We start from the raw sequence: 12,297 nt of genomic DNA on the forward strand, positions 1-12,297 counted from the left end.
ATCAGCGTCGGAGCGCACAGAAGTGTCACTGGGACGTCCGGGGCCGTGGTGGCCCCGGACGCCCGGCGTCACCGGGGCGCCGTGGCGTCCCGGCACAGCAGGCGCAGGGACCCGTCGCCCGCGAAGCAGCGGCGGGCCTCGTCGATCGGGTCCCACAGGCGGCCGTCCGGGGTGCGGACCCAGTGGTCGCCTCCGGTCGTCCACCACTCGCCGCCCGACTGCCGCACGATCACCTCCCCGGCGTACGCGCCGAGTCCGCGCAGCGCCGTCTCCACCGCGGCGTACGGCGCCTCCTCGCCCCGGATGCCGTCGATCATCCGGTCCACCCGCCACAGGCTCTGCGCCGAGTAGTCCAGGCGCAGCCTCGCGCCCTCGCGCATCGTGGCCACCGCGTCCGCCGCCCACCGCACCGGCCTGGCGGCGGCCGACGGCCGGGGCTGCTGCGGGCTCGTCGTCCCGCTCGTCCATCCGCTCGTCAATCCGCTGGTCACAGTCGTCACATGGGCTATAGCGCCGTGGCACGGGTTTGCGTCACACGTGGGAAGCGGTCGTTCCGCAACCGGCGCAGGACCGCCGCACCTCCCCCACGACCGCCGCACCGCCACCGCTGGTTCCCCGCACGACGGTCACAGAAGGGGCCCGACGGCGGCCCCGGCGTTCAGCCCCGTCCCCGGGCCCGGCGGGAGACCACCGCGCGCAGCACGCGGCGTCCCTCCGTGGAGACCTCCAGGGCCGGACGCACCCCGGCCGCGCCGTGCCCGGCGAGCAGTTCCAGGACGGCGGCCTGGCGGCGCAGTTCGGCGGCGACGAGCGGAGGGAGGCCCTCCGTGCCCGCGTCGCGGGGGACGTCGGCCTCCGGGGCCGCGCCGGCCGCCGGGGCGAGCAGCCGGTGGATGCGGAGCGAGGCGACGGAACACGCGTCGGCCCACGTGCGCAGCACCGGGCCGGAGCACTCGGCCGGCGCGGCCGCGAGCATGCGGCGGGCCAGGACCGCGGCCTCGTCCTCACCCGTGGCGCCGGGGCCGGCGAGCTTGTCCCGCACCTGCGCCAGCGCCTCGGCCCAGTCGGGTCCGGACGCGTCGCCGGACGCGTCGGCGAGCGTCGCCCACAGGGGTCTGAGGGCCTCGTCGTCGCCGTCGAGCAGCGGGACGCAGCGATCCAAACAAGCCAGCCCGCTCGCGGCGAGTCCGCGTGTGTCGGCCCGCGCGATCAGTTCCACCAGGCTCATCGGGTGCCTCCCTGTTCCGGCCGCTTCGCCCCGCTCACCACCACGGAGCCCGCACTGACCCTTACTGCGTGCGACGGCCCGGGAGTGTCACAGCGGCACGACGCCCAGCCGGTCGAGGAACCGGAAGAAGAGGTTTTCGGCCACTGGACCGGGGGCGAGGACCCGGTCGCCACCGGCGTCGGGCTCCGCGGCCGGGTCGTCCGACAGCACCCCCGCCAGTTCGGCGGGGCTCGCGGCACATCCCGCCTCGGCGGCCCAGGCGACGGCGCGCTCGGCGGCGTCCCGGGGTTCCAGGAAGTAGTCCTCCAGGGTGAGCCCGTCCCGTTCGGCGCCCAGGTAGCCGGCCATGGCGGTGCGCGCCAGGCAGGTCGTCCACGCCCCGCTCTCGGGCGCCGCCGCCTCCACGACCACGCAGTCGCTGTCCATCACGTAGCCGAACAGCGCGGGCGCGCCGGTCTGGCCGGCCAGGTCGTTCATGTTCCCGACGTCTCCGTCGCCGCCCGGGAACTCCCACACCTGCCAGCCGTCCGGCGCCGATTGGCGCAGGGTCATGTCCCCGGCGCCGGACAGCGCCTCCAGTTCCGCGAGCGGCCGCTCGGCGCGGCCGACGACGAAGTACCCCCAGTAGCCCATGTCCCGGTTCCCCCCGGCGTGTCGGTTCGGCTGGGCAAAAGACCACCACAGCCGTACGGGAGTTCGCAGCAGGATCGGCCAATCGGCGTGTTGGCCGCGTCGGCCGCGTCGTCCGAGGTCAGTCGAGCCGGTTCGCCAGCGCCGCGAAGTCCGCCCAGGACAGCTCGGGTTTGCCGGGGTCCCACAGCTTCTGGACCGTCGCGGCCAGCGGCAGCCTGATGCCCTCGGCGACCTGGGCCTGGGTCTGGGCGTTCGGGAAGTCGCCCCAGACGGCGAAGCTGCCGCCGAGTATCTGGTCGTCGTACTTGGCGTCGACGGCCGTGGTGCCGCGCAGGACGCGCGGGGTCCACTGCTCGTAGATGCGCTCGCCGGTCGGATAGACGAAGGTCTGCGGCTGGCCGAGCACGTAGTAGAGGAACTCGTCGTTGTAGTTGAGGACCTGGCGGCCCTCGCCCAGGTACTCGGCCGGCGGGCGGGCGCCGATCTCCTTGCCGGTCCAGTAGGCGACCTTGATGTCCTTGAGCGGCTCGACGGACGTGTCCTTGAAGAAGCCGTCGTTCCAGGCGCGCGGGGTGCGGTCGTGGGCCATGACCGTCTTGGCGCGGCCGTTGAGCCAGCCGGTGGTGAGGTCGGCGACGGTGCCGCCGGAGCCGTAGGCCTTGCGGGCCGCGGCGGCCAGCGTCGGGTAGGACGCCTCCGGGTTCGGCACCACGAGCGCCTGGTACTCGTCGGCGCCCAGGTGGAACTGGGAGCCGGGGAAGAGGTCGGCGTACTCGTTCAGCAGGTCGTCGACGATCTTCGCGGCCTCCGGCTTGGAGATGTCGATGGCGCCGCGGGTGGCCGTGCCCTGCGCGTTGCGCAGCTGGAGGTCGGGGTGGGCGGCGATCACGGCGCCGAGGTGGCCCGGCGAGTCGATCTCGGGGACGACGGTGATGTGGCGCGAGGCGGCGAGATCGATGATCTCCTTCGTCTCGGCCTTGGTCAGGTGCTCGTCCGAGACGATCTCGGGGTGCGAGTCGGACTCGATGCGGAAGGCCTGGTCGTCGGAGAAGTGCAGGCCCAGCTCGTTGAACTTGAGGTCGCCCAGCTCGCGTATCCGGTCCTTGATCCAGTCGGCGCTGTAGTGCTTGCGGGCGATGTCGAGCGAGAAGCCGCGCTTCGGTTTGGCGGGCTCGTCCTTCACGACGCCCTCCGGCGCGGTGCCGCCGCCGTCCACCGCCTGTTTCAGGGTGCGGGTGCCGTAGTAGACGCCGGCCTCGGCGGGCCCGGTGACGGTGACCCGGCCGTCCCGCACGGTCATGGTGTACGACTCCGGGTTCGCGCCCTTGGCGGCCTTCACGTCGAGCAGCAGGTCCCCGGCGCGCTCGTCGTCCTTCTCCCCCGCGTACGTCATCCCCAGGTCCCCGGCGATCTGCTTGCCCTCGTCGGCGAGTCCGGAGTCGGCCACGACGACCCGGTTCCCCTTCTCGGGCTGCCAGCCGGGGCCGCGCGCGGCGGTGTGCTCACGCACGGCGGGGATGGTGCGCGGCTCCTTGGACAGCGGGTAGGACCGGCTGGGGCTGGGGGCGGCCGCCTCGCCGGTGGAGGACCGGGCCGCCGAGCCCTCCCGGTCGCCGTCACCGCCGCCGTCGCCGTCGGTGGCCCACAGGCCGGCTCCCACGCCGAGGGCGGCGACCACCGCGCCGGCGATCACGGCCCGCTGCCTCACCTTGTGCGCCGGTATCCGGCCTCCGTGCTGGCTCACGGCACCAACCTAAGGTCGCCGTTGCCGTCATGCGTCCACCACATGTTCTGAAACTCTCCCGTTCGGGTGAAATTCGGGCATCGGACGGACACGCGTTGCCGTCACTCGATAACGTGACGCCACACCTTTCGCACAATCCCCTGCCGACACACACGGGAAGCCCACGAGGACCCACGCTGCCTGCGCACCGTCTCCCAGACCTCCCACGCCGAGTGGCCATACCGGTACCGGTGCAAACACGCGCCACACCGGCACCTGCCGCCCCGCTGGAGCGCTTCAACGCGGCCCCCGCCGAGGAGGCCGCCGGGACCCTCCTCGCCTGCCTGCACAGCCGCGCCTGGGCCGATCGCCTCGTCGCGCACCGCCCGTACCCGGACCTCCCCGCCCTCCTGGCGGCAGCGGACGAGGCGGCCTACGACCTCTCCTCGGACGACCTGAGCGAGGCCTTGGCCGCGGAAACGCTGCCCGCGCTGCCGGAGGACACGTACGCGGCCGCCCACACGGCACTCAGCGCGGCCCACGCGGCCTACGAGTCCCGCTTCGGACACGTGTTCGTCATCAGCCTGGACGGTTTGAGCCCGGAAGAGACCCTGAACCACGTATTGGCAGCCATCCGGTCACGCTTGGCCAACGATCCGGACGAGGAACGGCTGGTCGCATCCGAGGAACTGCGCCGCTTGGCAGGGGGGCGAGTACGCCGACTTCTAGGGGCGCGGGGAACTGCGCGACCAGCCACCGACGACCCGCACCCGGCAAACCACACCAAACCCCCACCCCCGTAGCCGCCCCCGCGGCAACCCCACTGCTCCTTTGAGTGCAACTTTGATCACACAACCAGGCCCCCCGTAAGCGCCGCAGGCAACCGTCGCTACCATGCTGGGGGCCGGTGGACCGTACCCGGCCGGGCCCGACCGACAAGGAAAGCCGGCGCGGCCCCAATCCCCGCTCCCGGAGGAAATTTCCGTGCCGGCTGGAACGCTGTACCGCGGCCGGGAAGGAATGTGGTCCTGGGTGGCTCATCGAGTCACCGGCGTCCTCATCTTCTTCTTCCTGTTCGTTCACGTGCTGGACACCGCTCTCGTGCGGGTGTCCCCCGAGGCCTACGACACCGTCGTGGCCACGTACAAGACGCCGATCGTCGCGCTGCTGGAGTACGGCCTCGTCGCCGCCATCCTCTTCCACGCGCTCAACGGCCTGCGTGTCATCGCCGTCGACTTCTGGGTCAAGGGCGCCCGCTACCAGAAGCAGATGCTCTGGACCGTCGTCGCCCTGTGGGTCGTGCTGATGCTCGGGGCGATCTACCCCGTCCTCGGCCACGCCGCTCGTGAACTGTTCGGGAGCTGACGCCAATGTCCACGACTGAATCCCCCGCTTCCGGGATCGGCCCCATCGAGGGCGCCTCCCTCTACTCGGCCGACAACCCGGCGCCGCTCATCGAGGCGCCCCGCGCCCGCACGAAGAAGTCCCCGAAGTCCACCCGGGGCAACTTCGAGATGGCCGCCTGGCTGTTCATGCGCCTGTCCGGCGTCGTGCTGGTCGTGCTCGTCCTCGGCCACCTGCTCATCCAGCTGGTGCTGGACGGCGGTGTCTCCAAGATCGGCTTCGCCTTCGTGGCGGGCCGCTGGGCCTCGCCGTTCTGGCAGGTCTGGGACCTCCTGATGCTCTGGCTCGCGATGCTGCACGGCGCGAACGGCCTGCGCACGGTCATCAACGACTACGCGGAGCGCCCCAACACCCGGCTGTGGCTCAAGGGCCTGCTCTACACCGCCACGGTGTTCACCATCCTGCTGGGCACGCTGGTGATCTTCACCTTCGACCCGAACATCCGCTAGGCACGGGGCTGCGAAAATCATGAAGGTACACAAGTACGACACCGTCATCGTCGGCGCCGGTGGCGCCGGCATGCGCGCGGCCATCGAGTCGACCAAGCGCAGCCGCACCGCCGTGCTGACGAAGCTCTACCCGACCCGGTCCCACACGGGCGCCGCGCAGGGCGGCATGGCCGCCGCGCTGGCCAACGTGGAGGAGGACAACTGGGAGTGGCACACCTTCGACACGGTCAAGGGCGGTGACTACCTGGTCGACCAGGACGCCGCCGAGATCCTGGCGAAGGAGGCCATCGACTCGGTCCTCGACCTGGAGAAGATGGGCCTGCCGTTCAACCGGACGCCCGACGGGACGATCGACCAGCGCCGCTTCGGCGGTCACAGCCGCAACCACGGCGAGGCCCCGGTCCGCCGCTCCTGCTACGCGGCCGACCGCACCGGTCACATGATCCTCCAGACGCTCTATCAGAACTGTGTCAAGGAGGGCGTGGAGTTCTTCAACGAGTTCTACGTTCTGGACCAGCTGATCACCGAGGTCGACGGCGTCAAGAAGTCGGCCGGCGTGGTGGCCTACGAGCTGGCGACCGGCGAGATCCACGTCTTCCAGGCGAAGTCCGTGATCTACGCCTCCGGCGGCACCGGCAAGTTCTTCAAGGTGACCTCCAACGCGCACACGCTCACCGGTGACGGCCAGGCGGCCGTGTACCGGCGCGGGCTGCCGCTGGAGGACATGGAGTTCTTCCAGTTCCACCCGACCGGCATCTGGCGCATGGGCATCCTGCTGACGGAGGGCGCCCGCGGTGAGGGCGGCATCCTCCGCAACAAGGACGGCGAGCGCTTCATGGAGAAGTACGCGCCGGTCATGAAGGACCTCGCGTCCCGCGACGTCGTCTCGCGCTCCATCTACACGGAGATCCGCGAGGGCCGCGGCTGCGGTCCCGAGGGCGACCACGTCTACCTGGACCTCACCCACCTCCCGCCGGAGCAGCTGGACGCCAAGCTGCCCGACATCACGGAGTTCGCGCGCACCTACCTCGGCATCGAGCCCTACACGGACCCGATCCCGATCCAGCCGACCGCGCACTACGCCATGGGCGGCATCCCGACCAACGTCGAGGGTGAGGTCCTCGCGGACAACACCACCGTCGTACCGGGCCTGTACGCGGCCGGCGAGGTCGCCTGCGTGTCGGTGCACGGCGCCAACCGCCTGGGCACCAACTCGCTGCTCGACATCAACGTCTTCGGCCGCCGCGCGGGCATCGCCGCCGCGGAGTACGCCCAGAAGGCGGACTTCGTCGAGCTGCCCGAGGACCCGGAGACCCTGGTCGTCGAGCAGATCGAGCGACTGCGCTCGTCCACCGGCACCGAGCGGGTGGCGACGATCCGCCGCGAGCTCCAGGAGTGCATGGACGCCAACGTCATGGTGTTCCGCACCGAGCAGACGATCAAGACGGCCGTCGAGAAGATCGCCGAACTGCGCGCCCGCTACAAGAACGTGTCGATCCAGGACAAGGGCCGGCGTTTCAACACCGACCTGCTGGAGGCCGTCGAGCTGGGCAACCTGCTCGACCTGGCCGAGGTGATGGCGGTCTCCGCCCTCGCCCGCAAGGAGTCGCGCGGCGGTCACTACCGCGAGGACTTCCCCAACCGCGACGACGTCAACTTCATGCGCCACACCATGGCGTACCGCGAGGTGGGCGACGACGGCGCCGAGTCCATCCGGCTCGACTACAAGCCGGTCGTCCAGACCCGCTACCAGCCGATGGAGCGTAAGTACTGATGGCTACCCCTGTCATGGAGAAGAGCGACCAGGCCCCCGAGCCGGGCTTCGCCGACTCCCCCTACATCACGGTCACCTTCCGCGTCCGGCGGTTCAACCCGGAGGTTGCGGCCGAGGCGACCTGGGAAGACTTCCAGCTGGAGATCGACCCGAAGGAGCGCGTCCTCGACGCGCTGCACAAGATCAAGTGGGAGCTGGACGGAAGCCTGACCTTCCGCCGTTCCTGCGCGCACGGCATCTGCGGCTCGGACGCCATGCGGATCAACGGCAAGAACCGCCTGGCCTGCAAGACGCTGATCAAGGACCTCAGCCCCGAGAAGCCGATCACGGTCGAGCCCATCAAGGGCCTGACGGTCCTCAAGGACCTGGTCGTCGACATGGAGCCGTTCTTCCAGGCGTACCGGGACGTGATGCCCTTCCTGATCACGAAGGACACCAACGAGCCGACGCGTGAGCGCCTCCAGACCGCCGAGGACCGCGAGCGCTTCGACGACACGACCAAGTGCATCCTGTGCGCCGCGTGCACGTCCTCGTGCCCGGTGTTCTGGAACGACGGCCAGTACTTCGGCCCGGCCGCGATCGTCAACGCCCACCGCTTCATCTTCGACTCGCGCGACGAGGCCGGCGAGCAGCGGCTGGAGATCCTGAACGACCGCGACGGCGTGTGGCGCTGCCGTACGACCTTCAACTGCACGGACGCCTGCCCGCGCGGCATCGAGGTCACCAAGGCCATCGCGGAGGTGAAGCGAGCGCTGATCACGCGCCGCTTCTGACACCGTCGGTGTACGCCGGTCGACGGCCGTGAGGGCCCCGTTTCCCCTGGAAGCGGGGCCCTCCGGCATATGCCACACCATCGGGTGAACCCGTCGGCATCGGGCCGTACGGCTACCCTCCGTCCTACGATGATGGCCTCGACACCAGCCCCTAGGAGGCACGCGATGTCCGCAGCATCCGTCGAGCTGCCCCACGGCGACCTTCCGCTGATCGCGGAGGCGAACCGCATCATGGAGCGCAATCCGGGCTACCGCGTCGAGATCATCGGAGGCCAGCTCGTCGTGACCCCGCCACCGGACGGCCCGCACGCCGTAGTCCTGACCGACCTCATCCTGCCCTTCGCGGCCGCCGGCCTCCACGGCTCGGAATCGAAGGTGGTCCAGGGCATCGGCCTCTGGCTTCCCATGGACGCCGAGGACTACGCGATCCCCGACCTGGCGGTCGTGGACGCCGACGTCGACGACCACCTAGTCGAGAACAACTGCTACGACCCGGTCTGCTTCCGCCTCGTCCTGGAGGTCACCTCCAGCAACTGGAGGAACGACCTCAAGGCCAAGGTCACCGCCTACGCCGCCGCCATGGTCCCCGTCTACGTGATCGTCGACCGCAAGCACCAGCGCCTCCACGTCCTGACCGACCCGGACTGCGCCGACTACTCCACCCACCGCGTCCACTCCCCCGGTGAGACCGTCACCCTGCCCGACTCCCTCGGGGCCGAGGTCACCCTGGACGTCGGCGAGATCCTTGCCGCCGGACGGCCGAAGAGCGCGCCCGGCGAGGGCTGACAATCAGCCGTTCCGGGCGACGATCGTCCTAGCCTGACGCCATGTCAGATGACGAGTCGTACGAACTGCTCGGGTTCGACAACGTACTGCTGCCCGTCGGGGACCTCGCCGAGGCCGTCGGGTTCTACGAGCGAGCCGGTTTCCCGGTCGCCTACCGGCTCGACGAGGCCGGGATCGCGCTGCTGAAGGTGGGCGTCGAGACGCCGGGGCTGCTGCTGCGGGCGGAGGAGGAGTTCGGGCGGCAGCCGCCGATGTGGCCCTCCGCGCGGGTGTGGCTGGAGGTCACCGACGCCCGCGCGGCCGCCCGGGAGCTGCGCGAGGCGGGGGTGCCGCCGCTCGACGAGCCGTTTCCCGTGGCCACCGGCTGGACGGTCGAGTTCGCCGACCCGTGGGGCAACGTCATCGGCCTCACGGACTACTCCAAGCGCCCGGAGCTGGGCCGCCGCCCCTGAGCGGAACTCTCGCTTGAACGTGTTCAAAAACAGGTCTACAGTCAGTCCTGTCAGCGTTTTGAACGCGTTCAAGAAGGGGTGGGGCATGGACCGCACCGTCATCGCCTACGTCATCTACCTGGCCGTCAGCATCGGTCTGACCGTCTGGGTGGCCCGCACGCTCAGCCGCAACGGACGGGTCTTCCTCTCCGACGTCCTGCACGGCAACGAGAAGCTCGCGGACGCCGTCAACCACCTCCTCGTGGTCGGCTTCTACCTCGTCAACCTCGGCTTCGTCGCCCTCTACCTGAGCGACGACGAGACCATCACCAACGCCCGGGGCATCTTCGAGGCGCTGTCGACCAAGCTCGGCGTGGTGCTGCTGGTGCTCGGCGTGATGCACCTGGGCAACGTGTACGTGCTCAACAAGATCCGGCGGCGCGGCCTGATGGAGCGCGAGCAGGTGCCCCCGGTCCCGCCGCAGGGCTGGGTGGCCCCGACGGCCGGGGCCTGAGCCGATGGCTCCCGCTCCCGGGCCGACGGCCGGCGCCCCCGTGCGCCGGCTCACCGTCCTCTACGACGCCGAGTGTTCCCTGTGCACCCACGTACGGGACTGGCTGCTGCGCCAGCCCCGGCTGGTGCCGCTCGAACTGGTCCCGGCCGCCTCGGAGGAGGCGCGCAGGCGCTTTCCCGGGCTCGACCACGGGGCCACCCTCGACGAGGTCACCGCCGTGGGCGACGCCGGGCAGGTCTACCGGGGCGCCGCCGCCTGGGTGGTCGTCCTGTGGGCGCTGCGCGGGTACCGCAGGCTCGCCCACCGGCTCAGCACGCCCAAGGGCGCCCTGCTGGCCCGCGGGGCCGTCCTGGCCGCCGCCAAGTGGCGCGCCGGACAGCGGTCCGCGGGAGGCTACGCCTACCGCCGCGCGGACGGCTGGGTGTACGAGCCGCGCCTCGGATGGATCTACGCCGGGCCGGGCTGTGACGACGGCACCTGCGCCACTGGATAGGCTCTGGACCCGTGCCTGCGACCAACGACGGCCCCGACGACGGCGCCCACCTCAGCAAGTCCGAGCAGACCCGCGCGCTGATCCTGGAGACGGCCATGCGGCTGTTCCAGGAACGCGGTTACGACCGGACCACGATGCGGGCCATCGCCCAGGAGGCCGGGGTCTCCGTCGGCAACGCGTACTACTACTTCGCCGGCAAGGAACACCTGATCCAGGGCTTCTACGACCGGATCGCCGCCGAGCACCGGGCGGCGGTCCGCGAGGTGCTGGCCAGGGAGACCGACCTGGAGGCGCGGCTGGCGGGCGTGCTGAAGGTCTGGCTGGACATCGCCACGCCGTACCACGAGTTCGCGGTGCAGTTCTTCAAGAACGCCGCCGACCCGGACAGCCCGCTCAGCCCCTTCTCCCCGGAGTCGGAGCACGCGCGCGTGGAGGCCATCGGCATCCACCGCGCGGTGCTCGCCGGGGCGAAGACCAAGGTGCCCGAGGAGCTGCGGGACATCCTGCCGGAGCTGATGTGGCTCTCCCAGATGGGCCTCGTCCTGTACTGGATCTTCGACCGCACCGAGGGCCGCGAGCGCAGCTACCGCCTCGCCGAGCGCGGCGCCCGGCTCACCGCGCGGGGCGTCGTGCTGGCCCGCTTCCGGGTGCTGCGCCCGCTGGTGCGCGAGGTGCACGAGCTGTTCACGGACTTCCTGCCGGGGATGACGAAGGTGATGCCGGACCCGGCGAAGAAGCCGACGCGGGATGCCGGTCCTCAGGCCTGACGGGACGCCAGCTCGATCACCGTGATGTCCGAGGGCGCCCCCACGCGCGTGGGCGGGCCCCAGGCGCCCGCGCCGCGGCTGACGTAGAGCTGGGTGTCGCCGTAGCGCTCCAGGCCCGCCAGCGTCGGATTGGCGGCGCCCGCGATGAGGTTGCCGGGCCAGAGCTGGCCGCCGTGGGTGTGGCCGGAGAGCTGGAGGTCGACTCCGTGGTCCACGGCGTCGTGGATCTGCACCGGCTGGTGGGCGAGGAGCACGCAGGCGCGGGAGCGGTCCCGGTCGCCGAGGGCCCTGTCGTAGTCGGGGCCCTGGCCCTCGTCCTCGCCGGCGACGTCGTTGACGCCGGCCAGGTCGAAGTGGGGCAGCTCGGTGCGGGCGTTCTCCAGCGGGAGCAGCCCGAGCCGCCGCACCTCGGCGACCCACTGCTCGGCGCCGGAGAAGTACTCGTGGTTGCCGGTGACGAAGTACGCGCCGTGCCGTGCCCTCAGCCGGGCCAGCGGGGCGGCGGCCGGGCCGAGGTCCTTCACGCTGCCGTCCACCAGGTCGCCGACGACGGCGATCAGGTCGGGCTGCGTGGAGTTGATCGTGTCGACGACCTGCTGCGCGAAGCCCCGGCCGAGCACCGGGCCCAGGTGGATGTCGCTGACGACGGCGATGCGGAAGCCGTGCGCCGCGCGCGGGAGCTTGGCCAGCGGCACCGTGACCCGCTTCACCTTCGGGCCGCTCAGCACGCCGTACGTGCCGTAGCCGACCGTGCCGACGGCCGCCGCCGCGGCGGCACCGGCGACGACGCGGGAGACGAAGAGACGGCGGGAGGGTACGGCGAGGGGGCTGCCCTGGGCTGCCAGGGCTTCGGTCCCCGGCGCCTCGGGCGCCTCAGGTGCCTCGGGCGTCTTCGGCGGAGCCGTGCCGGCCGGTATGCGCGAGGTGTCCGCGGGCGGGGTGACCGAGGGCTCCGCCCCCGCCGTCCGCCGCGCGGCCGCCCTGCGCTCCAGGAACCGCCGCAGCAGCGGCCGGACGACCTCGCCCGCGAGCACCGCGAGCAGCAGGTAGATCGACAGGGCGAGCCACAGGAAGCCCGGCCAGGCGAGCACCCGCTGGAGCCAGAACGGGGCGCCCGCGCGCTCGGCGACCAGCGCCCCGACCGCCAGCAGCCAGCCCCCGGCGATCACGGCCGCGCCGATTCGGCGCACGGGACCCGGGGCGCGGGTGGTGTCGCGGAACAGACGCCGCCACACGTACCAGTTGGCCGTCACCAGGACGCCCACCATCAGCAACGCGACCAGCACGAAGACGACCACCATGCCGTCGTATCCCCTCGGTTG

15 protein-coding genes are annotated in these 12,297 nt (G+C 71.2%); 10 read left to right on the forward strand and 5 right to left on the reverse strand.

All coding sequences use genetic code 11. From position 1 onward, the window contains the following. Positions 1-68 precede the first annotated feature (68 nt). The 4 genes from R2E43_RS14215 to R2E43_RS14230 form a co-directional block, all read right to left on the reverse strand. On the reverse strand, positions 69-491 hold the full coding sequence (locus tag R2E43_RS14215) for a hypothetical protein (RefSeq protein WP_003974108.1): 423 nt from the start codon (positions 489-491) through the stop codon (positions 69-71). Positions 492-658: 167 nt separating this feature from the next. Then, positions 659-1,228, reverse strand: coding sequence for a hypothetical protein (locus R2E43_RS14220; RefSeq protein WP_011029911.1), 570 nt, complete (start codon positions 1,226-1,228; stop codon positions 659-661). 87 nt (positions 1,229-1,315) lie between these two features. After that, positions 1,316-1,861, reverse strand: coding sequence for a hypothetical protein (locus R2E43_RS14225; protein ID WP_011029910.1), 546 nt, complete (start codon positions 1,859-1,861; stop codon positions 1,316-1,318). A gap of 118 nt (positions 1,862-1,979) precedes the next feature. After that, on the reverse strand, positions 1,980-3,605 hold the full coding sequence (locus R2E43_RS14230) for a beta-N-acetylhexosaminidase (protein ID WP_234308198.1): 1,626 nt from the start codon (positions 3,603-3,605) through the stop codon (positions 1,980-1,982). Positions 3,606-3,835: 230 nt separating this feature from the next. On the opposite strand from R2E43_RS14230, the gene R2E43_RS14235 reads away from it, so the two are divergent. The 10 genes from R2E43_RS14235 (at position 3,836) to R2E43_RS14280 (ending at position 10,975) form a co-directional block, all read left to right on the forward strand. After that, the gene (locus tag R2E43_RS14235) at positions 3,836-4,387 is read left to right on the forward strand and encodes a 2-oxo-4-hydroxy-4-carboxy-5-ureidoimidazoline decarboxylase (RefSeq protein ID WP_011029908.1); all 552 of its coding nucleotides are present in this window, start codon (positions 3,836-3,838) and stop codon (positions 4,385-4,387) included. A 181-nt stretch (positions 4,388-4,568) separates the two neighbouring features. Beyond that, positions 4,569-4,949, forward strand: coding sequence for a succinate dehydrogenase, cytochrome b556 subunit (gene sdhC / locus R2E43_RS14240; protein ID WP_003974113.1), 381 nt, complete (start codon positions 4,569-4,571; stop codon positions 4,947-4,949). A 5-nt stretch (positions 4,950-4,954) separates the two neighbouring features. After that, positions 4,955-5,437, forward strand: coding sequence for a succinate dehydrogenase hydrophobic membrane anchor subunit (locus tag R2E43_RS14245; RefSeq protein WP_011029907.1), 483 nt, complete (start codon positions 4,955-4,957; stop codon positions 5,435-5,437). 19 nt (positions 5,438-5,456) lie between these two features. Beyond that, on the forward strand, positions 5,457-7,211 hold the full coding sequence (sdhA, locus tag R2E43_RS14250) for a succinate dehydrogenase flavoprotein subunit (protein WP_003974115.1): 1,755 nt from the start codon (positions 5,457-5,459) through the stop codon (positions 7,209-7,211). Beyond that, the gene (locus tag R2E43_RS14255) at positions 7,211-7,984 is read left to right on the forward strand and encodes a succinate dehydrogenase iron-sulfur subunit (RefSeq protein WP_003974116.1); all 774 of its coding nucleotides are present in this window, start codon (positions 7,211-7,213) and stop codon (positions 7,982-7,984) included. The genes sdhA and R2E43_RS14255 overlap by 1 nt, the downstream gene beginning before the upstream one ends. 165 nt (positions 7,985-8,149) lie before the next feature. Further along, positions 8,150-8,770, forward strand: coding sequence for a Uma2 family endonuclease (locus R2E43_RS14260; RefSeq protein ID WP_011029906.1), 621 nt, complete (start codon positions 8,150-8,152; stop codon positions 8,768-8,770). A gap of 41 nt (positions 8,771-8,811) precedes the next feature. Next, positions 8,812-9,222, forward strand: a complete 411-nt coding sequence (locus R2E43_RS14265) for a VOC family protein (RefSeq protein WP_003974118.1) — start codon at positions 8,812-8,814, stop codon at positions 9,220-9,222. An 85-nt stretch (positions 9,223-9,307) separates the two neighbouring features. Further along, positions 9,308-9,715 carry a hypothetical protein gene (locus R2E43_RS14270; protein WP_003974119.1) on the forward strand — a complete coding sequence of 136 codons (408 nt, stop codon included), beginning with the start codon at positions 9,308-9,310 and terminating at the stop codon, positions 9,713-9,715. A gap of 4 nt (positions 9,716-9,719) precedes the next feature. Beyond that, positions 9,720-10,208, forward strand: coding sequence for a thiol-disulfide oxidoreductase DCC family protein (locus R2E43_RS14275; RefSeq protein ID WP_003974120.1), 489 nt, complete (start codon positions 9,720-9,722; stop codon positions 10,206-10,208). Positions 10,209-10,219: 11 nt separating this feature from the next. Next, positions 10,220-10,975, forward strand: coding sequence for a TetR/AcrR family transcriptional regulator (locus R2E43_RS14280; RefSeq protein WP_011029905.1), 756 nt, complete (start codon positions 10,220-10,222; stop codon positions 10,973-10,975). Here R2E43_RS14280 and R2E43_RS14285 read toward each other — a convergent pair. Next, the gene (locus R2E43_RS14285) at positions 10,966-12,276 is read right to left on the reverse strand and encodes a metallophosphoesterase (RefSeq protein WP_016327096.1); all 1,311 of its coding nucleotides are present in this window, start codon (positions 12,274-12,276) and stop codon (positions 10,966-10,968) included. The genes R2E43_RS14280 and R2E43_RS14285 overlap by 10 nt on opposite strands. Positions 12,277-12,297: the final 21 nt, after the last annotated feature.

Origin of the sequence: Streptomyces violaceoruber (genome assembly GCF_033406955.1) — a bacterium.
GTDB classification, from domain to species: domain Bacteria; phylum Actinomycetota; class Actinomycetes; order Streptomycetales; family Streptomycetaceae; genus Streptomyces; species Streptomyces violaceoruber.